Raw genomic sequence first — 22,588 nt, 5'->3', positions numbered from 1 at the left:
CTTTTTCCTCTAGTTCCTGGTCCAGGTCTTGACGGCGTCCATGTTCAGTTCGACTCCCAAGCCAGGCCCGGCGGGGAGGTGCAACTGACCCTCGGAATATTTCAGGGGTTCCTGGAGCAATTCCTCACTGAAGAGCAGAGGGCCGAAAAGTTCTGTTCCGAAGTTGATTCCCGGCTCGGCGCACGCGAAGTGCAACGAAGCTGCTGTGCCGATCGGACCTTCGATGGACGTCGCACCGTGGCACGCGATACCCGCGGCCTTGGCAATCGCGACGATGTCACGGCTGCGCTGCAGGCCACCGCACTTGGTGGTCTTGAGGGCGATGACATCGGCGGCGCTCCGGCGAGCGATTTCCAGAGCGTCGTGTGGGGTCTGCACACTCTCGTCGGCCATGATCGGAATTGGTAGAAGCCTGCTGAGTTCGGCGAGGACCTCGATTTGGTCTGCCGGAGTGGGCTGTTCGATCAGTTCGACTCCGCCCTCGGCGAGTTGTGGCAGGTACCGCAGTGCGGTGAAGCGATCCCATCGCGCGTTGACGTCGACGCGGACGCCGGCATGACCGTCGAGCGCCTGAGCGATCTCGACGATGCGCGCAACATCGACGGCAGGATCGAGTGCGCCCATCTTCAGTTTGAAGCTGAAATTGAGTCGGGCTTCGAGCTTTTCGTGAGCTTCCTCGATGATCTCCGCCGCCGGCGCCGCGCCCAGTGCCCACGTGACGTCGACGCTCTCACGGAAGGCCCCGCCGAGCAGCGTGTGCACGGGAACTCCCAGGCTACGAGCCCAGGCGTCGTGCAACGCGACATCGACGGCGGCCTTCGCGAATCGTGCATTGGCAACAACTTTTTCGATGTCGGCCATGATCGCGGTGATCTGATCCACGCGCCTGCCGACCACCACCGGCGCGATGTACTTCTCGATGATGACCTGCATCGTCTCCACCGATTCGCCGCCCCACCACGGCCCGCCCGGAACGACACCTTCGCCGTATCCGATCACTCCGTCGGAGGTGCGAATCGCGACCAGCAACAACGGCTGCGCCGTCATCGACGTGGTGGCGAATTTGTGGGGGCGAACCAGAGGAACGTCGAGGATGGTCGTCTCGATGGAGACGATCGACAGGTCTGTCATCAAATCACTTTCTATTGAGCAGTTGTGGATCAGGCCGGATCGAGCACGAAGTCGTATGTGACCCGGTTGGTTCCGTCAGCACCCGGCTTCGGATCGAGAATCAGTTCGGGCTTCGTCGCCGTTGCCACGTCGTTCTCGATCCACTCTCCATCCTTGAAATAGAGCTGGGTGGTGATCGTGCGCTTACCGGGAGCCTTCACCATGAGGTGCAGGTGAGCCGGACGCCACGGGTGCCAGCCGGCCTTCTCGATGAACCAGCCAGTGGGGCCGTCGGTCGGGATCTGGTACGGCGCAGGCTGAATCGTGGCGATCTCGAAGCGTCCCTCGTCGTCGGCGACGATCGTTCCGCGGAGGTTGCCGTCGGGGATGTGCGGCGCGAAATGAGAGTAGTAGCCTTCGTCGTCCGCGTGCCAGAGTTCGACGGTAGCACCGCTCAACCCCTTGCCGTCGAGATCGCGAACCTGACCCTCGAAGACCAGCTTCGATCCAACCTCGTTCTCACGCATCGGAAGTTCACACTTGGCAGGCAACGTCTTGGCATCGGCGACGTAGTACGGGCCCTCGATGCTTCCCTTGGTGCCGTGCTGGCCGCGGTACGCAACCTCCTCGACGTTGTGCTCGAGGAAGACGTCCAGCCACAGGGGCCACTCGCCGAACTGGCCGATGTCGATGAGCCACTGCTTGAGGACGCGGTACTCGGGGTAGGTGATGCCGTGCTTGTCGATGACGCCGGCGAGTGCCTCGAGAACGTCCTTGGCGATGGCCGAGACGCGCTCGGGCGGGGTGTCCGCGCTGACCCGTTCCTGGAGGAACTTGTCGGTGGCGGCAGTGCCCGAACCTACTGCGGTGGGGCTCTCGGAAGTTGTCATGTGGTCCTCCTCGGGGCCGTATGTGGCTGTTACCGGGTGGGTGCCGTACTGCTGGGCTGAGTCGGCTCCCCAAGTTTGGGTTGTACGCTATGCGTACATCTGTTACGCTCTGCGTACGCTTGTACTGTGCGCCCAGTCACAAGGTTTGTCAACCTTCGAAGGCGTCGAACAGGCATACCCGCAGATGAAAGGCCATTCCGTGAGCGAGAACGATCGCGATTACATCCAGAGCATCGAGCGTGGATTTGCTGTGCTGACGGCCTTCGACGAGAAGAACCCCAACCCGTCGCTCGCCGATCTTGCCGCCGAAACGGGCCTCTCCCGCCCAGCCGTCCGGCGCATCCTCCTCACGCTGCAGAAGCTCGGATACGTCACCGGTAACAACAGTCGGTGGTCGCTCACCCCACGCGTTCTGAGCATCGGGCAGCACTTCTCGGCATCACATGCCTTGACGGAGGCGGCGCTCCCTCGTCTGCTGGAGATCGCAGAACACACCCACGAGTCGGCGTCGCTCGGGGTGCTCGACGGCGTCGACGTGGTCTACGCCGCGCGTGTACCCGTCCGGCGGATCATGAGCATCAACGTCAGCGTCGGCACCAGAGTGCCTGCATATGCCACCTCCATGGGTCGGGCCCTGCTAGCTTGGGCGCCAACCGAAATCGTCGACAACGTCATCGCGAACTCCACGTTCGACGCCCTCACGCCCACCACGATCACCGACGAAGGCGCATTCCATACCGCCCTTCGGGTGGTGCGCGAGCAGGGATACGCGCTCACGTCCGAGGAACTGGAAGACGGCCTGATTTCCCTCGCCGCCCCCGTCCGCGACGCCGGCGGAAGCGTCGTCGGAGTAACAGCGTGCTCGACCTCGGCCGGACGAACAACCCCGGAAGCCTTCCGCGCCGACGTCGCGCCTTTCCTCGTCGAGAAGGCAAACCAACTCAGCGCGGACATGGGTTACCGAAGCTAGCGCCTCAACACCTCGGAAGGCAGCAATCCGTACTTACGCCGAAAGGAAGACGCGAACCGTCCGGTGTGCGTAAAACCCCATCTCACAGCGACATCGGTGACCGTCGTCGAGTCGTCGGCATCCACCAGATCTGCATGGACCCGCTCGAGACGGATGTCGAGCAGGCACTCCGACGGACTCCGGCCCACGTACTGCCGAAACCCCTCCTGCAATCTCCGTACGCTGACGCCCGCCACCTCGGCCATCTCCGCTGCGGTCCACACGCGGGCCGGGTCGTCGTGCATCTCGTCCAGCACACGCTTGACGATGCGTGGCCTGGCGTTGCTCACCGCGTCCTCGCTTTCAGGCATTGCAGCAAGGACGAATGCCGTGACCACGGCGCCGGAGAGCTGACCTGCCACCAGTTCGTTGTGCAGCACGCCGACCGGGCCGAGTATCTGATCCGACAGTGAGCGAACAAATTTCAGCCATCTGGCCCCGTCGTCTCCCCGAAGATCCACCTGATCAGGCAAGTGCATTCCGGGTCGACCGAGGACCTTTTCCATCTCGCGGTCGAGGTACTGACGGTCCATCCGGACTCCGACGATCTCGCAGTCCGCACTCCACCGCGTGATTCTTGTGGTGATGTCAGGCGGACATACCGTCGCAACCCCCTGCGTCGAGAGCACGTGGGAGCCCGCGAACACCGACTCGAGCTCACCCGAGAGCGGGATGTTCACCCCATAGGCGCCGGGATGATCGGATTCGACGGCGACGTCTGCTCCCCACCGAATATGAGCGATCCGCAGCGGACCCAACTCGGTGGTGCACACCCCGACTCCACTGGCCGCATGCCGCGACAACGGCGTCAGCGTGTGCGGAAAATAGGCGTCCGAAACCGCATGACACGCCTCGTCCCAGTCGCGGGGAGCTGTACCGATCATGGAGTCGACCATCGTCCTTCTTCACCTTCCAAACCCGTGACCAGCCACATTGCCGAGCAAGGGCGCTGAACATCATTGAACACTGTGTCCCCGGTCACTTCCAAGAGAAAACGGGTACGGGCCGCGATCGGGTGCGCAATCCGGATAGCCACCGCGCTGTACGGATCGACCGAAGCCTGCGCCCGCCGTACGTTCGTCTTCACTCCCGGCGCGAGTCGCCCACTACTTCCCTCCCGCACTTCGCGGCACTCTCACTCAACCGCCATCCGACAAGGAGGTCCGGTCATGGAACAAAATCAGCTTCGAGGAATCTTCGGTCAATTCGCGAGCGGCGTCACCGTCATCACCTGTACCAATGCCGACGGTCAACCACACGGAGCCACGGTCACCGCATTCACGGCCATTTCCCTGGAACCACGGCTGTGCCAGATCACGATGACTCGCAAGTCCAAGGCGTGCGGCTACCTCGGCAACGCGCCGTTTGCGGTCAACATCCTTGCCTCCGACCAAGTGGACACGGCCATGCATTTTGCCGGCCGACCGCAGCGCACCGAACCGAGGTGGATCGACGGACCGACCGCTCCCCTGCTCGACGGCGCCGCAGCAACCATCTCGTGCGTCCCGTGGAGGGAGTACGACGGCGGTGACCACATCATCTTCATCGGCGAGATCGTCGACGCTCAGTCGAGTGGCAAGGATCCGCTTCTGTTCTACCGAAGCACTTTTCACGATCTAGGCGCTACCTCGTCGACCACAGTCTGGAACGGAAGTCAGGACGACCCCCACAGCGGCTGGTTCGACGCCACCACTTCGTTCACCCCGATTCATCTTCAGCCCGCACCCCAAACGATCTGAAAGGCTTTGCCATGACGACCACCGAAATCCCTCCCACCGGCGTCGACCCCGCAGATTCCGGAGCGCCACAGGTCAATCCGGCCGCCGACTGTGAAGCCAACCGCACGAAGAACTTCGCCACTCGACCGATGACCGGTGACGAGTACATCTCGAGCCTGCAGGACGGTCGCGAGATCTGGCTTCACGGTGATCGCGTCAAGGACGTCACGACGCACCCCGCGTTCCGGAATCCGATCCGCATGACCGCAAGGCTTTACGACGCTCTGCATACGGGCGAACACGTGGATGCCTTGACCGTTCCGACGGACACGGGCAACGGCGGTGTCACCATGCCGTTCTTCCGCACTCCGACGTCGTCGGCTGATCTGCTCAAGGAACGCGACGCCATCGCGACGTGGGCACGTATGACCTACGGCTGGATGGGCCGCTCCCCCGACTACAAGGCAAGTTTCCTGGGAACCCTCCACGCCAACAAGGAGTTGTACGCACCGTTCCAGGACAACGCCGAACGCTGGTACCGCGAATCGCAGGAGAAGGTTCTGTACTGGAACCACGCGATCATCAATCCCCCGGTGGATCGCCAACTTCCACCAGACGAGGTCGGCGACGTCTTCATGAAGGTGGAGAAGGAAACCGACGCAGGTTTGATCGTCAGCGGCGCGAAGGTGGTTGCCACCGGCTCGGCGATCACCAACTACAACTTCATCGCTCACTACGGCCTGCCGATCAAGAAGAAGCAGTTCGCCCTGATCTGCACGGTGCCGATGGACGCGCCGGGTGTGAAGCTGATCTGCCGCACCTCGTACACCGAACATGCTGCGGTGATGGGCAGTCCATTCGACTATCCGCTGTCGAGCCGCATGGACGAGAACGACACCATCTTCGTCTTCGACAAGGTGCTGGTTCCGTGGGAGAACGTCTTCATGTACGGCGACGTCGACCGAATCAACGCATTCTTCCCTCAGTCGGGATTCCTGCCGCGCTTCACCTTTCAGGGCTGCACTCGCCTGGCCGTCAAGCTCGACTTCATCGCCGGACTGCTGATGAAGGCACTCGAAGCCACCGGCGCCGGCGGCTTCCGCGGAGTCCAGACCCGTGTCGGTGAGGTGATCGGTTGGCGAAACCTCTTCTGGTCGTTGACCGAATCGATGGCACGCGATCCCGAACAGTGGGTCGGCGATTCGGTGATACCGAAGCTCGAGTACGGCCTCACCTATCGAATGTTCATGATCCAGGGGTACCCGCGGATCAAGGAGATCATCGAGCAGGACGTGGCGTCGGGCCTGATCTACCTGCCTTCGAGTTCACTCGACTTCAAGAGCCCGGACGTGCGTCCGTACCTCGACAAGTACGTTCGCGGTTCCGACGGCATCACCGCCGTAGACCGCGTGAAAGTCATGAAGGCGCTGTGGGATTCGATCGGCACCGAGTTCGGCGGTCGCCACGAACTCTACGAACGCAATTACTCCGGCAATCACGAAAACGTCAAGGCGGAACTGCTGTTCGCAGCCCAGAATCGCGGGCACGCCAGTTCCATGAAGGGACTGGCCGAGCAGTGCCTGAGTGAATACGACCTCGACGGCTGGACGGTTCCTGACCTCATCGGCAACGACGACGTCTCCTTCTTCAAGAACCGGTAGCCCACTCGGTGGGTAGGGCGGACTCGCGATGTCGAGTCCGCCCTGGTCGTCGTCTTCAGCAGGCACGGCCCATCAGCAGAATTCGACGAACACTGCACCCTTGGTCAGGACTAGGCAATTGCCTAGTGTGACCCGAGACACACGATGTCAAGGTGAATTCAGTACCGGACGCAGCCCCGTCCGGAAAGCGGGTCCCTCCGACTTTGTCCGACAGCCCTCGGATTTCTCGGTCGGCGCCCACTCTTATCTGGAGGACACCCATGACGGATATGTTGGACGCTGCCCCCGGCACCGACCAGTTCGCGAACATCCGCGCTGCCCTCGACGACGCGCTCGTCGAGGACCCGGAGACCGGCCGCTACCAGGTACGGCGCAGCGTCTTCACGGACGAGCAACTGTTCGAGTTCGAGATGACGCACATCTTCGAGGGCAATTGGATCTACCTCGCGCACGAGAGCCAGATCCCGAACGTCGGCGACTACTTCACCACCTACATGGGCCGTCAGCCCATCGTGATCACCCGCAACAAGGACGGCGAATTGGGTGCGCTGATCAACGCATGCAGCCACCGCGGTGCGATGCTCTGTCGCCGTAAGACCGACAACCGAACCACCTTCACCTGCCCGTTCCACGGCTGGACCTTCAACAACAGCGGAAAGCTCCTCAAGGCCAAAGACGCTCGCACCGGCGGCTATCCGGAACAGTTCAACAAAGACGGCTCACACGACCTGACCAAGGTGGCGCGGTTCGAGAACTATCGCGGCTTCCTCTTCGGCAGCCTCAACCCCGACGTACTGCCACTCGAAGAGCACCTCGGTGACACCACGAAGGTCATCGACATGATCGTCGATCAATCACCCGACGGACTCGAAGTCCTGCGCGGCGCTTCCACTTACACCTACGACGGCAACTGGAAGCTGCAGACCGAGAACGGTGCTGACGGCTACCACGTGTCCTCGACGCACTGGAACTACGCCGCTACCACCGCTCGCCGCACCGCCGGTGAATCGTCCAACGAGACCAAAGCAATGGATGCCGGCACCTGGGGCAAGCAGGGCGGTGGATACTTCTCCTACGACTACGGCCACCTCCTGCTCTGGATGTGGTGGGGCAATCCCGAGGACCGTCCACTGTTCGAACGCAAAGCGGAGCTGGAAGCTCAATTCGGTTCCAAGAAAGCAGAATTCATGGTCGGTGCGTCGAGGAACCTCTGCCTGTACCCGAACGTCTACCTCATGGATCAGTTCAGCAGCCAGATCCGGCACTTCCGTCCGATCTCCGTGGACCAGACCGAAGTCACCATCTACTGCATCGCTCCCAAGGGAGAGAGCGCCGACGCTCGCAGTAACCGCATCCGTCAGTACGAGGACTTCTTCAATGCCAGCGGTATGGCCACCCCGGACGATCTCGAAGAGTTCCGTTCCTGCCAGAAGACCTACCAGGCGGCCGGCGCCCCGTGGAACGACCTCAGCCGTGGTGTCACACACCAGATTCCCGGTCCGAACGACGTCGCGAAGGATCTCGGCATGAATCGCGTGCTCTCGAGCGGAGCCAAGACCGAAGACGAAGGCTTGTATCCCATTCAGCACGGATACTGGCGCGACGCCATGCTTGCGGCCGTAGATGCCGAGCACGCCGCTTCTGCCCGGACCATCTGAGGACCATCATCATGACTGTCACCACCACCAATGCCGTCGCCCTCGAAACAGTGCAGCAGTTTCTCTACCGTGAGGCTCGCCATCTGGACGATCGCGAGTTCGAGAAGTGGATCGAGTGCTACCACCCCGATTCCGAGTACTGGATGCCGGCGTGGGCCGACGACGGCGAGCTGACCACGGACCCGCACGCGGAGATCTCGCTCATCTACTACCCGAATCGAGGCGGAATCGAGGACCGCGTGTTCCGAATCAGGACTGACCGTTCCAGCGCGACAAGCCTTCCCGAGCCCCGCACCGGCCACAACATCACCAACGTGGAAGTGATCGACGAACGCGGCTTCGTCGTCGACGTCCGCTTCAATTGGTTCACGCTGTACTTCCGCTACAACACCGTCGACACCTACTTCGGCACCTCGCACTACACGATCGACTTCTCGGGCGAGCAGCCGTTGATCATGAAGAAGAAGGTAGTCCTAAAGAACGACTACATCCATCACGTGGTCGACATCTACCACTTCTGACACGACTTCTCTTCGAATCGAGCTGTTTCCCATGAGTATTCAAGCTGCGCCGACCTTTCAAGTAGCCCTGAGTTTCGAAGACGGCATCACCCGCTTCGTCGAATGCAACACCGACGAGACCGTCGCGGACGCGTCATACCGTGCACGAATCAACATTCCACTCGACTGCCGTGACGGAGCTTGCGGAACCTGCAAATCACTCTGTGAGTCAGGCACTTTCGATGCGGGCGACTACATCGAGGAGGCCCTCACGGACGACGAGGCCGAGCAGGGCTACTGCCTTCCGTGCCAGATGGTGCCGGAATCTGATCTCGTGCTGCAGATTCCCACCACGTCGGCGGTCGCCAAGACCACTGCCGGTTCGTACACGTCCACGATCACCGAAATCATTCGCCATTCGGATTCGACTGTGGGTTTCACCGTCGAAGTCGACAACCGCGCAGATCTGGTCTTCCTCCCCGGTCAGTACGTGAACATCCTAGTTCCCGGAACCGAAGCGACGCGGTCGTACTCGTTCAGCACCGGCCCCGAGGTCGAGTCGGCGTCGTTCCTGGTCAAGATCACCCCGGGTGGTCTGATGTCCGAGTATCTCAGTCAGCGTGCGCAGATAGGTGACACTCTCGAACTGACCGGACCGATGGGTAGCTTCTTCCTCCGGTCAGGTCAACGGAGAGCCCTACTGCTTGCCGGCGGAACCGGCTTGGCCCCGCTGCTCTCCATACTGGAGAAGATGCGTACCGAAAGCTCCACTCGGCCCGTTCATCTGGTCTACGGCGTCAGCTCCGACACAGATCTCGTCGAACTCGACAAACTGCACGACTACGCGGAGTCTCTACCCCAGTTCACCTTCGACTACTGCGTATCCGATCCCGACAGCACAGCACCGAACAAGGGCTATGTCACGGGCTTGATCGAGCCCGATCACCTCGACGACGGCAACGTAGACGTCTACCTGTGCGGCCCGCCGCCGATGGTCGAAGCCGTACGTCTGCACTTCAAGGACGTCTCGATCACACCCACGAACTTCTACTTCGAAAAGTTCAACAACGCGGCAGCACAAGCTGATTCACCGGCAGCCTCGGCCGAAGAATCAGCGGCCGACACGTACGAGATCGGTGAAGAACATCTGCCGGTCGCGGAGTCGGACGCACAGTTCGACGCTCGGATGGCACTCGAACTCGGAGCAATGGAACTCACGATCGGCCGCCTCACTCCGGCACAGTTGACGGAGTACCGCATTCTGGCGGAGAACTCGGCTACTTCCATCGACCGCGATCACTTCACGGACGCAGCGGCATTCACCGAAACCAATGCCTTGTTCCACGACTTCCTCTTCCGCTGCACCGGAAACGAAGTGCTGCTGCAGGCATACCACCGTCTCGAGGTCACACAACTGATGAACCGAGTGCTCCGCACCGCCGATTGGGTGGACGAACATGTCGCGGAGGATCACTCACGTATCGTGCGTGCATTCGAGCAGAATGATCGCGCCGCGGCCCGTGATCTGATCGTCCAGCACAGCGAACACGCCAAGTCGACGATGCACCGCGCCATCACTGACGCTCGGGAAAGTGTGGCGTCGTGAGCACGAGATTCTTCGCCGGCCGGTTCGACGACCGGGTCGTGGTCGTCACCGGAGCGGCTCAGGGGATCGGACGCAGCGTTGCCGAAAGAATTTCCGCAGAAGGTGGTTCCGTCGCGCTTGTGGATCGAGCCGAACTGGTTCACGACATCGCGACACCGCTGGAGCGTTCCCATTCGGTGACCGCGGACCTCGAGACGTTCGAAGGTGCCCAGAATGCAATAGATTCCGCATTGGAGCGCTTCGGACGCATCGACGTCCTGATCAACAACGTCGGTGGGACCATCTGGGCCAAACCCTACGAGCACTACACGCCGCAGCAGATACAAGCCGAGGTCGCACGATCACTGTTCCCCACGCTCTGGACGTGTCGCGCCGTACTGCCCCATCTGATCGAGCAGGCGAGCGGCACCATCGTCAACGTCTCCTCGGTCGCCACCCGCGGTGTCAACCGTGTTCCTTACGCGGCGGCCAAGGGCGGGGTCAGCGCGATCACCGCTGCACTGGCGATGGAAGTCGCGCAGTACGGAATACGCGTCGTGGCAACCGCTCCCGGCGGAACCGAGGCGCCACCACGCGTCGTGGCACGCGGACCGGGCGCCGAGACCGACGAGGAGAAGGCCTGGTACCAGCAGATCGTCGACCAGACCGTCGACTCGTCGCTGCTCAAGCGTTACGGCACCCTGGACGAACAGGCTGCTGCTATCACTTTCCTTGCCTCCGAAGAGGCTTCGTATGTCACCGGAACGGTTCTGCCCGTCGCCGGTGGCGACCTCGGCTGAATCCAGCCTCCCCCGATTCCTGATCTCTCGAACGGAGATTCGCCATGTCCTCGATCGAACGTGGTTCCTGGGCCAGTGCCCGCCATCGCTCGTCAGTGTTGTGGGTGGTCACCATCGCCGCCATTGCCATTCTGTTCGACGGATACGACCTGGTCGTCTACGGCACGATCCTGCCGGTGCTCATGGACGACCCCAGCCACATCGGCACCTTGACCGCGTCTCAGGCCGGTGCGTTGGGTTCGTATGCACTTGTCGGAGTGATGGTCGGCGCACTGACATGTGGAGCGATCGGCGATCACTTCGGTCGCCGAAAGATGATGCTGATCAACATCATCTGGTTCTCGGTCGGAATGGCACTGGCAGCGTTCGCCACCAGCATCACCACCTTCGGTCTGCTGCGGTTCTTCACCGGCATCGGCGTCGGTGGGCTCGTCGCCACCGCCGGAGCCATGATTGCCGAGTTCGCGCCGCCGGGACGCCGCAATCTGTTCAACGCCATCGTCTACAGCGGTGTCCCGGCCGGTGGCGTCATGGCTTCCGTCCTGGCGATCGTTCTCCGCGATTCCATCGGATGGCGCGGACTGTTTCTCATCGGCGCGCTGCCGTTGGTGTTCCTGTTCCCACTCGCCTGGTTCAAACTGCCGGAGTCTCCTGCGTGGCTCATTGCTCGCGGACGTGTCGAGGAAGCTCGCGCCATTTCCTCGAAGACTGGAATTCCGTTGCCTGTCGGTGCAGATCGACCCAACGATGCCGTGGCCGAGAAGGTCGGCTTCCGAGCGTTGGCGAGCAGACAATATGTCTGGGGCACCGCGCTTCTCGGCCTCATGAGCTTCGCCGGCCTCCTCCTGACCTACGGACTCAACACCTGGCTGCCCAAGATCATGGAAAACGCGGGATACAACGCGAAGGGTTCGCTCTCGTTCCTGTTGGTACTCAACGGCGGTGCCATCATCGGTGGGCTTCTCGCCTCCAAGATCGCGGATGTCACCGGTCCGCAACGGGTTGTCGCCACCACCTTCGGCCTGGCTGCACTCGCCCTGCTCCTGTTCACATTCGGGTTTCCGCTTCCCGTACTCCTCACCTCCGTTGCCATCGCGGGTGTCGGCACCATCGGTACTCAGGTCCTGATCTACGGATTCGTGTCCAACTACTATTCGACGGCCGCTCGGGCCGCAGGTGTTGCGTGGTGCGCCGGATTCGGACGTCTGGGCGGGATATTCGGGCCACTGATCGGAGGCAGTCTGATCAGCGCAGGAATCAGTTCCGAATCGGCGTTCTACGTCTTCGCCGGCATCGCGGTGCTTGGCGCGATCGTCACCTTCTTCGTGCCGAAGCAAGCACCCGACCTGGGCGCCACTGCACTTCGATCCCATGAAGACCTGGCCGAAAAGGAAACCCGTGGTGAGCCCGGCGTTACGGTAGTCGGGTGACACTTCGCGACCTGCTGCTCGGCCGAGAACGCGAGCTTGCCGTTCTCGGCCGAGCCTTGGCCGCGGCGGAGTCAGGAGTGCCGACTCTCGTGCTGGTCGAGGGCGATGCCGGTAGCGGTAAGTCCACTCTCGTCGACCGGTTCGCCGAAATCTCCTCCGCTCATACGCTCCGTCGTGCCCGTGGGTTGGAATGGGAATCGAACACTGCCTTCGGAGTGATCGGACAACTACTCGAACGTCCGGTATCCATCTCGGACCCGGTAGCCGTTGCACACGAGATCATCGACGCAGCGAAGCAACTGACCATGATCGTCGTCGACGATGCCCATCACAGTGATGTCAGCTCGCTTCAAGCAATCACCTCCGCCCTCCATCGAGGACGAACAGCCCCACTGCTGTTCGTCCTCGTCGCCGAGGAAACGCCGTTCCTGCGCGAGGATGTCAGGCAGATTCTCGACCTGCACTGGTCGACGCGTTTGCACATCAGCCCGCTCGACGCACCCGTCATCATCGACATCGCGCGGATGCGAAGCGGAATCGACCTCAGTTCCGGCGTCGCGCTTCAACTTCAGGACTTCACAGCAGGCAACACACTCGACATCGTCTCGCTCCTCGACGAGCTGCCACCCGCCTATTGGTCCCAGTGGCACCGAACCTTGCCCGTCCCTCGTCATCGTGCGGTGGCGATCGCCGCCGCCCTCGAGGCGTGTTCGGCGGGAGCTCGAACGTTGATCGAAGCCGCAGCAGTTCTCGGACGCAGCACGACGTTGTCCCACCTTGCTCAGTTGGCCGACGTCGACGACGTGGTCGGCGCCTTGGACAGCGCCTTCGCCAGCGGCCTCCTCTCCGTCCACGAGCAGCGCGGCAGCACCGAGGTGTCACTGAGCGGTCCGATGGTGACAGCCGCCGTACACGCGGCGTTGGGACCCGCACACTTGCATCTGCTGCACACTCGAGCAGCCGAGATCGCTTGGGGAGAAGGTGAACGGCTTTTCCACCTTGCCGCTGCCAGCACCACCCACGACGAGGACCTTGCCGCCGAACTCGTTGCGTACGCATCACTACGAGCATCCGACGGCGCGTGGTCGGAAGTCGCCGACGCCATGGTCACGGCAAGCCGTCTCACCACGGCCCGAACCGAACACGAGGACCGACTACTCCGCGGAGTCGACGCGCTGACCGGATCGGGTGACATCCCCCGCGCCATGGTCTTCGTGCCGGAGATCGAGAGTATTTCGCGCGGGCCTCTCCGCGACGCCGTCCTCGGCTACCTCGCCATTCATCGAGGGCGACCGACCGAGGCTGCTGATCTGCTGACCAGAGCGTGGGACAGCTGCAGTGCGAATCGTGAGCCAGGCACCGCTGCGATGATCGCCCAACGAATGGTCCTTCATTCTCTGGCTCGACTCGATGGCACGGCCCTCGTCGAGTGGGTTGACCGCGCAGTCGAATTGGTAGGTCCTTCTGACCCCGCAGCAGTGGAGTCCGAAGCGATCAAGGGTCTCGGGCTCGGCGCTACCGGAAGAACCGAGAATGCGCTCGCGGCATACGACGAACTGTCCGATCGCGTCCGCCCCGGAGCCCAAGCACAGCGCTTCCAGATGGGACGCGGATGGCTCGAGCTTGCTTTGGATCACCCGGAGTCCGCCAGACGTGACCTCGAAAGTGCTGTGTCCACAGAGTTTTCCAGTGGTTCGGCAAGAATCTCGCTGTGGGCACAGGCCTGGCTCGCCCGCACTCAATTCGCGCTCGGAGCCTGGGACGAAGCGCTCTCGACCGTCGACGGCGCCGGGGCCGAGGTGGATCGGTTCGAGATCGAGATCATCCGACCGTTGGTCCACTGGTCGGGAGCACAGATCCACGCTCTGCGCGGCAACTGGGAACTGGCCCGTGACCACGTGCGACGCGCGTACGCCGGCGTTCACGCCTACGAAATCATGTACGTCCCTGCACTTCTCGCCAGAGCGCAGGTTGCCGAGGCCGCCGCCGACTACGCCGAAGTCCTGGTGGCGCTGGCTCCGCTCACCTCGAGCAAGGCGCAACAATGGCTCGACGAGCCGGGCTTCTGGCCGTGGGTCGATCTCTACGCCAATGCATTGGTCATGGTCGGGCGAGTCGATGATGCCGACGCCTTTCTACAACCACACGAGCAGACCGCACGACGTCGTGAGCACCGCTCAGCTGCGGCACGTCTCGGCTACGTTCGCGGCCGGATCCACGGCGCACGGGGCGAACTAGACTCGGCAAGAGAAAGTTTCGATGCTGCACTTCTCGGCATCGAGACGCTGCCGCTCCCCTACGACCGAGCCCGAATCAATTTTGCCTACGGCCAAACTCTCCGCCGGGCGGGGAAACGCGCAGAGGCCGACGTCGTCCTCCGGGCCGCCCGCGAGCTGTACCACTCGTTGGGCGCCGCTACTTACGTCGAGCGCTGCGAGCGCGAACTCCGCGCGGGAGGGTTGAACCTCTCGCGGACGGAGAAGGGAATCACCGACCTGACCCCGCAAGAGCGAGCCGTCGCCGACCTTGTCGCAGCGGGCAAGTCCAACAAGGAAGCTGCCGGCGAATTGTTCCTCTCCGTCAAGACCATTCAATATCACCTCACGCGCGCGTACGCGAAGCTCGGACTGCGATCACGGAGCGAACTCGCGGCTTTGTTCCGCGACCGGGGGCTTTCGGATCCGCATCAGGAGAACTGAGAACATGTCGGACACTGCGACGACCACGCCCGTTCGCGTCGTCACCGAGCCACTACCCCTCCCGCTCTACGGCCCGAAGCGGGTCTTACGCGACTTCGGCGGAACGTCCGTCGCCAACGGAATCATCGGCATCGTCTTCTCTGCCACCGGGCCGGTAGCAGTCATTCTCGCCGCGGGGTTGGCGGGTGGACTGAGTCAAGCTCAATTGGCCTCTTGGCTTTTCGGTGCCTTCTTCGTCAACGGCATTCTGACCATCACGGCTTCCTGGCTGTACCGGCAGCCGCTGGCCTTCTTCTGGACGATTCCCGGAACCGTAGTCGTCGGAGCGTCGTTGGAGCATCTGCCGTGGGAGCACGTGCTCGGAGCGTTCTTCGCGACCGGCGGCCTGATCTTGTTGTTGGGATTGACCGGGTGGGTCACACCGATCATGGCCACCTTACCCATGCCCATCGTAATGGCAATGGTGGCAGGAGTTTTCCTTCATTTCGGAACTGATTTGGTCGAAGCGCCCGCCCACGACGCGGTGATCGCACTGCCGATGATCGCCACCTTTGTCGCCCTGAGCGTGTTCGCCAAGTTGGGAAGATTCGTTCCGCCCGTTCTCGGCGCGTTGATCGTCGGCGTAGTCGTGATACTCGCGACCGGAAGATTCAACTCCGCCGGCGACGCTCATGAGTGGCTGGCGCATCCGATGCTGACCACACCAACCTGGTCTTGGCAGGCGATGATCGAACTGGTTGTACCGCTGACGATCACAGTCGTCGTCGTGCAGAACGGCCAAGGAATCGCAGTCCTCCGAGCAGCGGGTCATCAACCGCCGATCGGGACAGCAACGGTTGCCTGCGGCGTGTTCTCTCTCGTGAACGCGGCGGTGGGTTGTGTGTCGACGTGCCTGACCGGGCCGACGAACGCATTGCTCTCGGCGTCGGGAGAGCGGACACGCCAGTACACCGCCGGAATCTTCTGCGGCTTACTCGCCGTCGTCTTCGGACTGTTCGCCCCGACGTTCGTCGCGATGATGTTGGGAACTCCGATTGCGTTCATCGTCACTCTTGGTGGTCTGGCCATGCTCAAGGCCTTACAGGGAGCCTTCGTCACCGCATTCGGCGGGAAATTCACCTTCGGCGCTTTGATCGCGTTTCTCGTGACGATCTCCGACATCGAACTACTCAATATCGGCGCCGCTTTCTGGGGACTCGTGTTCGGGGTCATCGTCTCGCGCTTGCTTGAGCGTGGTGACTACACCTGACATGCGAACATTCGCATACACGACTTTGACAATCATTTACATTAAGCAGTAGATCTATACCCATGCACCTCAACACCCGCATGTCGCGGCGCCTCACCCTTGCCACATCAGTAGGCCTCTCGCTCGCCCTCGTTACAGGCTGCTCGTCCGACAACAAGGACTCCGCCCGGTCCGAAACCACGACCACGACGTCGGCCGCACCCACCGAACAGGCCTCGGCAACACCACGCCTCGCAGTCTCCTATGAAGGTGGCGTCCTGGTGCTGGATGCAACTTCGCTCGACGTGGTCGGCGAGACCGAGATCGACGGCTTTACGCGACTCAACCCGGCCGGCGACGGTCGCCATGTCATGATCTCTGCCGGCGAAGCGTTCAAGGTGCTCGACACCGGCACGTGGTCTTCGGCCCACGGTGACCATTCTCATTACTACACAGCCGATCCCGCGATGTCCGAGGTCGAGTTCGCAGCCAACGAGCCCGGACACGTCGTGCGCCATGCCGGAAAGACAGTCCTCTTCAACGACGGCTCGGGACTGGTCGAGATCTTCGACCCGATTCAGCTGGCAAAACGTCAACCTCGCGTCGAGACGTACACCACCCCGGAACCCCATCACGGTGTAGCCGTCGCACTTGCCGACGGAAGCCTGTTGACGACAATCGGAAATTCGGAGTCCCGCAACGGCATTGCCGTCCTGGATGCCGACCGCAAGGAAATCCTGCGAAACGAACAGTGCCCCGGTGTCCACGGCGAAGCAGTCGCTGCCGGCGAAGCCATCGTGCTGGGCTGCCAGGACGGGTTGCTCGTGTACAAGAACGGAGCGATCACCAAGGTCCAGAGTCCGGATGCATACGGCCGCATCGGCAACCAGGCAGGCTCCGAGGAGTCGGATATCGTGCTGGGTGACTACAAGACTGACAAGGACGCCGAACTCGAACGCCCGCAACGGGTCTCCTTGACCAACACGACGACGTCCGAACTCAAGCTCGTCGACCTCGGCACCAGCTACACCTTCCGCTCACTCGGACGCGGACCGCATGGCGAGGCCCTGGTACTCGGCACCGACGGCGCCATCCATGTAATCGACCCCGACACCGGCGTCGTCACCAAGAAGATCGCCGTTATCGACGCATGGACCGAGCCCACCAAGTGGCAAGAGCCCAGGCCCGCGCTCTTCGTAGAAGATCACACCGCCTACGTCACCGACCCCTCGTCGAAGAAGCTGATCGCAGTCGACCTCGAGGACGGCAGCATCCTGACCGAGACCACCCTCGATCACGCCCCGAACGAATTGACCGGCGTAACCGGCTGATTCCCACCCTCGCTTCGGCCCCCATCTCACACCGAGATGGGGGCCTGAGCCGTTCTCGTGTCTCTCACCAGGCAATCTCGATGAGCAGGCGGGCCGTACGGTTCGTTAGTCCTGCTACAGTCGCTTCAATGCATTCTTGCCGCACGTCCTGACCACCATCCGCAGCAGTAGCTTGTTACTCCGCCCTGGGATGGCGATTCTGTGTGCCTTCATGGGGATTCGCGATAGCCGAGTCCCTATCTGACCACTCACCAGAATCCACCTTTGGAGTACGTACATGAGAAACTTTCTCGTCACCGGAGCCACCGGAAACCTGGGCGGCGCTGCGCTGCGCATCCTGCAGGCACATACCGGATCGAACACCTACGCATTGGTCCGAAGTACTACCCAAGCCGATGCACTCGGCCATCAGGGGATCGATACGCGGGTTGGCGACTACACGGATCGCGCGAGTTTGCGGAACGCGTTCAGGGGCATAGACGGACTGCTGTTCGTATCGAGCCCGGCGCTCGATCCGAATGTCAGAATCGACCAACACAAAGCTGTTGTGCAGGAGGCAGTCTCGGCAGGCGTCGAGCACATCGTGTACACGAGCGCGACGGGAGCGCAGCACGATCCCGGTCATCGCACTACGGAAGTCGAGCTGCAGGAGATCGGCGTGAGCCACACTGTCCTCCGCAATGCACTCTACTCGGATGCATTTGCTGCCAAGGTAATTCAGGACATGGAGGCCGGCCCCATCGTTTCCGCCGGCGCGGGAAGGACTCTGGTCACCTCCTCCCTTGCCGATCTCGCCGAAGCGGCTGTCATCGCACTGACAACCCCGCCTGCCAAACAGTTGTGGGAGCTTCGAGGCCCGGCCTGGACTTTCGATCAACTCGCCGAATCGGTCTCGGCCGAACTCGGTAGGACGATCGAGCACCGCGAGGTAAACGATCTCGAAACCGGGCCCTTTGCTGTGCTCTTTCCACTGATTCGCAAAGGGATCTTCAGCGAAGAGTCCGATGACCTGGCAACACTGCTACGACGCGCCCCTCAGCCAATCGAAGCCGTTGTCGCCCAGCTCTGCCGGAGCTGAACGATGAGCAGGACTGCGACTGACAGCGGCACAGGTCAGCGTGGAATAACTCTCCGCAGAGCTTCGTTGTAGAGGGTGTCGGTGTTCGGTTCTTTGCCCCGGGTACCACCCCAGAATTGCCACTTCGAGTGGCCACTTGCCGAGAGGCGCAAGACGGGCACCGACGCGCTGGAGCCGCTGGACACCTTTCGGTGCCAGCGGCTTTGTCGTCTGAATGATCAGGCCGGGTTTTCGCCGGCAGCGACGTCGAGGATCCACGTCACCCCGAACGCATCGGTGAGCATGCCGAATCCGGGGCTCCACGCCGCCGCGGCAAGACCCTCGATGATGGATCCACCGACAGAGAGTTTGGCCCAGTAACCCTGCACCTCTTCGAGCGATTCACCGCGAACCGAGACGAAGAACGGTTGGTCGGTGATCGTGGTGCCGTTCTCACGGTGCGTCGTGCCGGCATTGGCGGTCGAACCGCCCGACTGTCCTGGGATGTCGTACGCCATCACGCTGAAGCCGTCCGCGGTTTCGACTTGGCCGAACACAATGTTCTCAGCGCCAGGCACATCCTTGGGCATTCCGAAGTCGCCGTAGGTTGCGATCGTGACCTGGCCACCGAAGACGGACTGGTAGAACTCCAGAGCCGCGCGGGCGTCTCCGCGGAAGTTGAGGTGGGTCGTTGTCTTGATGCTCATGTCTGCTCCTGGTACGAACGTCGCCCGGGTTTTCCCTGACAACGTCGACTCTCACAGCCGTATAGGACTGTTTTCGTCCTAGACTCGTCGTAGTCTCACGACATGGCGACCACCACTCGGCTCTTGAATCTGCTGTCCCTCTTGCAGACGAGGCGCGACTGGCCGGGCGCTCTACTCGCCGAGCGGCTCGACATCAGCCACCGCACGGTCCGCCGCGACATCGACCGGCTCCGGGAGATGGGTTACAGCATTGCGGCGACCATGGGCCCGGACGGCGGATACCGACTCGACGCCGGCAGCGAGCTACCACCCCTGCTGTTCGACGACGATCAGGTCATCGCCTTGGCAGTCGCTCTGCAGGCGGCGACGCTGACCGGCGTCGGCATCGAAGAGGACGCAGTGCGTGCGCTGACCACCGTGCGGCAAGTGATGCCGTCGCGTCTGCGCCATCGCCTCGACGCACTCACGTTCACCACGATTTCGACCGATTCCAGCGACGCAGACTCGGTGTCCCCTGAGGTGCTCGTAGCGATTTCCGCAGCGGTGCGCGCTCACGAGGTGCTCCGCTTCGACTACTCGAACGGCCGCTCAACCGACAACGTCGAAATAACGCCCCCACGCCGCGTGGAGCCACATCATCTGGTGACCTCCAAGCATCGCTGGTACCTCGTCGCGTGGGATCTCGAGCGAGACGACTGGCGAATCTTTCGTGCCGATCGCATCACCCCACGCACCCCGAACGGCCCGCGGTTCACACCGAAGGAAATCCCCGGCGGCGACGTCAGCGAATACGTGTCCGCGCGCTTCAAAGGCTCGGAACATATCAATAGATGGCCGTGCCACGGCAAGGTCGTTCTCCATCGACCAGCCAGTTATGTTCTTCCCTTTGTCGGGGACGGCATCGTCGAAGATCTTGGCCCCGAGCAGTGCAGTCTCGAAGCCGGATCATGGTCTTGGACGGCGCTGGCAGCCTCCTTCAACCGATTCGACACCGACATCGATGTCGTCGGCCCGGCAGAACTTACCCACGCTTTCGCACAACTCGCCGCCCGGAACGCCGCGACTGCTGCGCCTGCTGCGACTGCTGCGAGTTAGTCAGGCGTCTCGAATGAGATCCAGGTCTCCAACACAACCGTGCGCCCGCGGGTTCATGATAGCTTTCAAGTCCTCAGAGGACCTGAGGACTTGAAGACCTGAACGAAGGGATGCCCAAGGAGATGAAGAAGGGGCAAGTTGCATTTCTCACCGGCACACACGTCGTGAACGATCTGTACCAGGGGGCTGTGCCTGCACTACTGCCATTCATGATGCTCGAACGCGGATATTCCTACTCCGCCGTCGCCGGAATCACGCTCGCCGCGACCGGCCTATCCAGTGTCGTGCAACCCGCATTCGGCATGCTTGTCGATCGAAAGAGCCGAAATTGGCTGGTACCCACGGGTTTTGTGACGGCCGCAGCAGGAATTGTCGTGGCAGCGATGAGCACCACATACATCGTCACTTGGCTGGCAATTGCCGTGGCAGGCATCGGCATCGCCGCATACCATCCGCCCGCCACAAATTTGGCACGCGCGGCTGGAGGTCATTCGCAGAAAGCCATGAGCGTGTTCTCCGTGGGCGGCACGTTGGGCGCCTCGCTGGCACCACCGTTTGTCACGCTCGTCGTTGGCTCACTCGGATTGTCCGGCGGCTACCTACTCGCAGTTCCTGCAGTGGTGGCGGCTATTTGGTGGATGGTCGCCCAGTCGCGATCGATCAACACGGGTGAGGCCGAGTCAGCCCAGTCACTGAGTGCGCAACTGGCAGCGAACGGTCCCGTGTCAGACGATTGGCGCTCGTTCACCCGACTCGTGCTGGTAACGGTCTGTTGGTCGATTCCGTACGTGACCACACTGTCGTTGGTCTCGCCGTACGTGCTCAACGGACTGAACGGATCGTCCTCGAGTGCCGCAATCGTGTTGTCCTCCTTCACATTGGCAGGAGCGGCCGGAACGCTACTGGGTGGAGTCCTCGCGGACCGTCGTGGTCGACGCGCATCCATCCGACTCGGCTACCTGCTTGCGGTACCTTCACTGGCACTGCTCGCTGCCGCCCCGCACGTTGCGATTGCCGAACTGGGAATCGTCTGCCTCGGATTCGCGATGTTCCTGCCCTTCGCGCCACAGGTGACGTTGGCTCAGGACTACCTACCGAATCGCCCCGGTACAGCAAGTGGGGTGACGCTCGGACTCGCGATGTCCGTGGGAGGCATCGCATCTCCGCTGTTCGGCTACCTGGCAGATCACTTCGGACCGCGCATGGCGATCGGGGCGACAACTGCAGTGCTGTTCGTCGGCGCCGTCATCGCATTCACCTTGCGCGATCGACGCCTCGACCCGGAAGACGAGACGGAGCGCGAACTGGACGTCATCGCCCTTCGATAAACCAAAAGACGGCCCCGTAGTCTGAAGATTCATCGGAGGACATGAAGTATTACTCGGTGAGCCGCTCCATTGCGGTTCACCGAGTCAGTCAGGAGCAGTCACATGGCAGTGCGCCAGGTCAAGCAGCAGTCGCTGGTACAGAAAGCCGCAGACGAACTTGCGCGCCTCATCGGCGACGGCGAGTGGCCGGTCGGGACGAAAATCCCGAACGAGCAGGATCTGAGCACACTCCTCGGAGTCGGGCGTTCGACCGGCAGGGAAGCCGTGCGTGCACTGATCGCGTCGGGACAGCTCTACTCTCATCAAGGATCCGGCACCTACGTCATGTCCTCGACTCCGGTCACAGAACTCGAGCGAGAACTCAAACGCTCGGACCGCCGCGAAGTCTACGAAGTACGCAGACTTCTGGAGGTGGAAGCGGGCCGTCTGGCTGCCATGCGTCGGACCTCTGCCGACGTCGACCTGTTACGAGCAGCACTCGAAGCCCGTGAAAATGCTTCGACACCAACAGAATTCGTCGATGCTGACATGGAACTACATCGCGCCGTGGTGAATGCTGCGCACAACAGCGTGTTGTCGATGGTGTTCGATTCATTCATCGAAACGCTCCGAAACTCGGCCCTGGACGTGATCACCGACGTCACGGCACGAAACCCCCAATCCATCGACGACGAAGCCGCTGCCCACCGAGATCTGGTGGAAGCAATCGTCGCGGGTGATGCCGACGCTGCCAGCGCGGCAACGCGCAGGAACATGGACGGGCTCGACTGACCCTCTCTATC

19 protein-coding genes are annotated in these 22,588 nt (G+C 61.9%); 15 read left to right on the top strand and 4 right to left on the bottom strand.

Annotated elements, in window-relative coordinates; all coding sequences use genetic code 11:
- Window positions 1-9 precede the first annotated feature (9 nt).
- The gene (locus tag ACFWAD_RS05885) at window positions 10-1,131 is read right to left on the bottom strand and encodes a muconate/chloromuconate family cycloisomerase (protein ID WP_378531000.1); all 1,122 of its coding nucleotides are present in this window, start codon (window positions 1,129-1,131) and stop codon (window positions 10-12) included.
- Between the two features lie 29 nt (window positions 1,132-1,160).
- Window positions 1,161-2,000 (bottom strand): catechol 1,2-dioxygenase, encoded by an 840-nt coding sequence (catA, locus tag ACFWAD_RS05880; RefSeq protein ID WP_378542109.1) that lies wholly within the window; start codon window positions 1,998-2,000, stop codon window positions 1,161-1,163.
- Window positions 2,001-2,199: 199 nt separating this feature from the next.
- Here catA and ACFWAD_RS05875 point away from each other — a divergent pair, with 199 nt between their 5' ends.
- The gene (locus ACFWAD_RS05875) at window positions 2,200-2,970 is read left to right on the top strand and encodes an IclR family transcriptional regulator (RefSeq protein WP_378447374.1); all 771 of its coding nucleotides are present in this window, start codon (window positions 2,200-2,202) and stop codon (window positions 2,968-2,970) included.
- Here ACFWAD_RS05875 and ACFWAD_RS05870 read toward each other — a convergent pair.
- Entirely contained in the window at window positions 2,967-3,905 is a 939-nt protein-coding gene (locus tag ACFWAD_RS05870) for an AraC family transcriptional regulator (protein WP_378542106.1), read from the bottom strand. The two genes, ACFWAD_RS05875 and ACFWAD_RS05870, sit on opposite strands and share 4 nt — an antisense overlap.
- A gap of 273 nt (window positions 3,906-4,178) precedes the next feature.
- Here ACFWAD_RS05870 and ACFWAD_RS05865 point away from each other — a divergent pair, with 273 nt between their 5' ends.
- The 11 genes from ACFWAD_RS05865 to ACFWAD_RS05815 all read left to right on the top strand — a co-directional run bounded on the left by ACFWAD_RS05865 (window position 4,179) and on the right by ACFWAD_RS05815 (window position 18,697).
- Window positions 4,179-4,748: a flavin reductase family protein gene (locus ACFWAD_RS05865; RefSeq protein WP_007729773.1), complete on the top strand. Its 570-nt coding sequence runs from the start codon at window positions 4,179-4,181 to the stop codon at window positions 4,746-4,748.
- An 11-nt stretch (window positions 4,749-4,759) separates the two neighbouring features.
- Window positions 4,760-6,388 carry a 4-hydroxyphenylacetate 3-hydroxylase family protein gene (locus ACFWAD_RS05860; RefSeq protein ID WP_003939685.1) on the top strand — a complete coding sequence of 543 codons (1,629 nt, stop codon included), beginning with the start codon at window positions 4,760-4,762 and terminating at the stop codon, window positions 6,386-6,388.
- A 260-nt stretch (window positions 6,389-6,648) separates the two neighbouring features.
- Window positions 6,649-8,046: a benzoate 1,2-dioxygenase large subunit gene (gene benA, locus ACFWAD_RS05855; RefSeq protein ID WP_378542104.1), complete on the top strand. Its 1,398-nt coding sequence runs from the start codon at window positions 6,649-6,651 to the stop codon at window positions 8,044-8,046.
- A gap of 11 nt (window positions 8,047-8,057) precedes the next feature.
- A complete protein-coding gene (benB, locus tag ACFWAD_RS05850) occupies window positions 8,058-8,567 on the top strand; it encodes a benzoate 1,2-dioxygenase small subunit (RefSeq protein WP_378542102.1) in 510 nt (169 codons plus the stop codon).
- A gap of 31 nt (window positions 8,568-8,598) precedes the next feature.
- The gene (benC, locus tag ACFWAD_RS05845; protein WP_378542100.1) at window positions 8,599-10,152 is read left to right on the top strand and encodes a benzoate 1,2-dioxygenase electron transfer component BenC; all 1,554 of its coding nucleotides are present in this window, start codon (window positions 8,599-8,601) and stop codon (window positions 10,150-10,152) included.
- Complete coding sequence (locus ACFWAD_RS05840) at window positions 10,149-10,931, top strand: 1,6-dihydroxycyclohexa-2,4-diene-1-carboxylate dehydrogenase (protein WP_378542098.1); 783 nt, start codon at window positions 10,149-10,151, stop codon at window positions 10,929-10,931. The genes benC and ACFWAD_RS05840 overlap by 4 nt, the downstream gene beginning before the upstream one ends.
- 44 nt (window positions 10,932-10,975) lie before the next feature.
- A complete protein-coding gene (locus ACFWAD_RS05835) occupies window positions 10,976-12,361 on the top strand; it encodes an MFS transporter (protein WP_378542096.1) in 1,386 nt (461 codons plus the stop codon).
- A complete protein-coding gene (locus ACFWAD_RS05830) occupies window positions 12,358-15,060 on the top strand; it encodes a LuxR C-terminal-related transcriptional regulator (RefSeq protein ID WP_378542094.1) in 2,703 nt (900 codons plus the stop codon). The genes ACFWAD_RS05835 and ACFWAD_RS05830 overlap by 4 nt, the downstream gene beginning before the upstream one ends.
- A 4-nt stretch (window positions 15,061-15,064) precedes the next feature.
- A complete protein-coding gene (locus ACFWAD_RS05825; protein WP_378542092.1) occupies window positions 15,065-16,309 on the top strand; it encodes a benzoate/H(+) symporter BenE family transporter in 1,245 nt (414 codons plus the stop codon).
- 62 nt (window positions 16,310-16,371) lie between these two features.
- The gene (aztD, locus tag ACFWAD_RS05820; RefSeq protein ID WP_378542090.1) at window positions 16,372-17,619 is read left to right on the top strand and encodes a zinc metallochaperone AztD; all 1,248 of its coding nucleotides are present in this window, start codon (window positions 16,372-16,374) and stop codon (window positions 17,617-17,619) included.
- Between the two features lie 277 nt (window positions 17,620-17,896).
- Window positions 17,897-18,697: an NAD(P)H-binding protein gene (locus ACFWAD_RS05815; protein ID WP_378542088.1), complete on the top strand. Its 801-nt coding sequence runs from the start codon at window positions 17,897-17,899 to the stop codon at window positions 18,695-18,697.
- Window positions 18,698-18,915: 218 nt separating this feature from the next.
- On the opposite strand, the gene ACFWAD_RS05810 is transcribed toward ACFWAD_RS05815, so the two are convergent.
- Window positions 18,916-19,383 (bottom strand): VOC family protein, encoded by a 468-nt coding sequence (locus ACFWAD_RS05810; RefSeq protein ID WP_019745645.1) that lies wholly within the window; start codon window positions 19,381-19,383, stop codon window positions 18,916-18,918.
- A 102-nt stretch (window positions 19,384-19,485) separates the two neighbouring features.
- Here ACFWAD_RS05810 and ACFWAD_RS05805 point away from each other — a divergent pair, with 102 nt between their 5' ends.
- From ACFWAD_RS05805 to ACFWAD_RS05795, 3 genes are all read left to right on the top strand, one after another.
- Window positions 19,486-20,478, top strand: coding sequence for a helix-turn-helix transcriptional regulator (locus ACFWAD_RS05805; RefSeq protein WP_378542085.1), 993 nt, complete (start codon window positions 19,486-19,488; stop codon window positions 20,476-20,478).
- A 122-nt stretch (window positions 20,479-20,600) separates the two neighbouring features.
- Window positions 20,601-21,806, top strand: a complete 1,206-nt coding sequence (locus ACFWAD_RS05800) for an MFS transporter (protein ID WP_378542083.1) — start codon at window positions 20,601-20,603, stop codon at window positions 21,804-21,806.
- A 102-nt stretch (window positions 21,807-21,908) separates the two neighbouring features.
- Window positions 21,909-22,577, top strand: coding sequence for a FadR/GntR family transcriptional regulator (locus tag ACFWAD_RS05795; RefSeq protein ID WP_020909393.1), 669 nt, complete (start codon window positions 21,909-21,911; stop codon window positions 22,575-22,577).
- Window positions 22,578-22,588 lie beyond the last annotated feature (11 nt).

The sequence above is a fragment of the Rhodococcus sp. NPDC059969 genome (assembly GCF_042738325.1).
Classification (GTDB): domain Bacteria; phylum Actinomycetota; class Actinomycetes; order Mycobacteriales; family Mycobacteriaceae; genus Rhodococcus_F.
Note: the sequence above shows the minus strand (reverse complement) of the source record. Positions and strands in the feature narration are given on the sequence as shown.

Coding starts and splice junctions, on each gene's coding strand:
- ACFWAD_RS05885 (WP_378531000.1), bottom strand. CDS start 1,131: ATGACAGACCTGTCGATCGTCTCCATCGAGACGACCATCCTCGACGTT.
- catA (WP_378542109.1), bottom strand. CDS start 2,000: ATGACAACTTCCGAGAGCCCCACCGCAGTAGGTTCGGGCACTGCCGCC.
- ACFWAD_RS05870 (WP_378542106.1), bottom strand. CDS start 3,905: ATGGTCGACTCCATGATCGGTACAGCTCCCCGCGACTGGGACGAGGCG.
- ACFWAD_RS05865 (WP_007729773.1), top strand. CDS start 4,179: ATGGAACAAAATCAGCTTCGAGGAATCTTCGGTCAATTCGCGAGCGGC.
- ACFWAD_RS05860 (WP_003939685.1), top strand. CDS start 4,760: ATGACGACCACCGAAATCCCTCCCACCGGCGTCGACCCCGCAGATTCC.
- benA (WP_378542104.1), top strand. CDS start 6,649: ATGACGGATATGTTGGACGCTGCCCCCGGCACCGACCAGTTCGCGAAC.
- benB (WP_378542102.1), top strand. CDS start 8,058: ATGACTGTCACCACCACCAATGCCGTCGCCCTCGAAACAGTGCAGCAG.
- benC (WP_378542100.1), top strand. CDS start 8,599: ATGAGTATTCAAGCTGCGCCGACCTTTCAAGTAGCCCTGAGTTTCGAA.
- ACFWAD_RS05835 (WP_378542096.1), top strand. CDS start 10,976: ATGTCCTCGATCGAACGTGGTTCCTGGGCCAGTGCCCGCCATCGCTCG.
- ACFWAD_RS05825 (WP_378542092.1), top strand. CDS start 15,065: ATGTCGGACACTGCGACGACCACGCCCGTTCGCGTCGTCACCGAGCCA.
- aztD (WP_378542090.1), top strand. CDS start 16,372: ATGCACCTCAACACCCGCATGTCGCGGCGCCTCACCCTTGCCACATCA.
- ACFWAD_RS05815 (WP_378542088.1), top strand. CDS start 17,897: ATGAGAAACTTTCTCGTCACCGGAGCCACCGGAAACCTGGGCGGCGCT.
- ACFWAD_RS05810 (WP_019745645.1), bottom strand. CDS start 19,383: ATGAGCATCAAGACAACGACCCACCTCAACTTCCGCGGAGACGCCCGC.
- ACFWAD_RS05805 (WP_378542085.1), top strand. CDS start 19,486: ATGGCGACCACCACTCGGCTCTTGAATCTGCTGTCCCTCTTGCAGACG.
- ACFWAD_RS05800 (WP_378542083.1), top strand. CDS start 20,601: ATGAAGAAGGGGCAAGTTGCATTTCTCACCGGCACACACGTCGTGAAC.
- ACFWAD_RS05795 (WP_020909393.1), top strand. CDS start 21,909: ATGGCAGTGCGCCAGGTCAAGCAGCAGTCGCTGGTACAGAAAGCCGCA.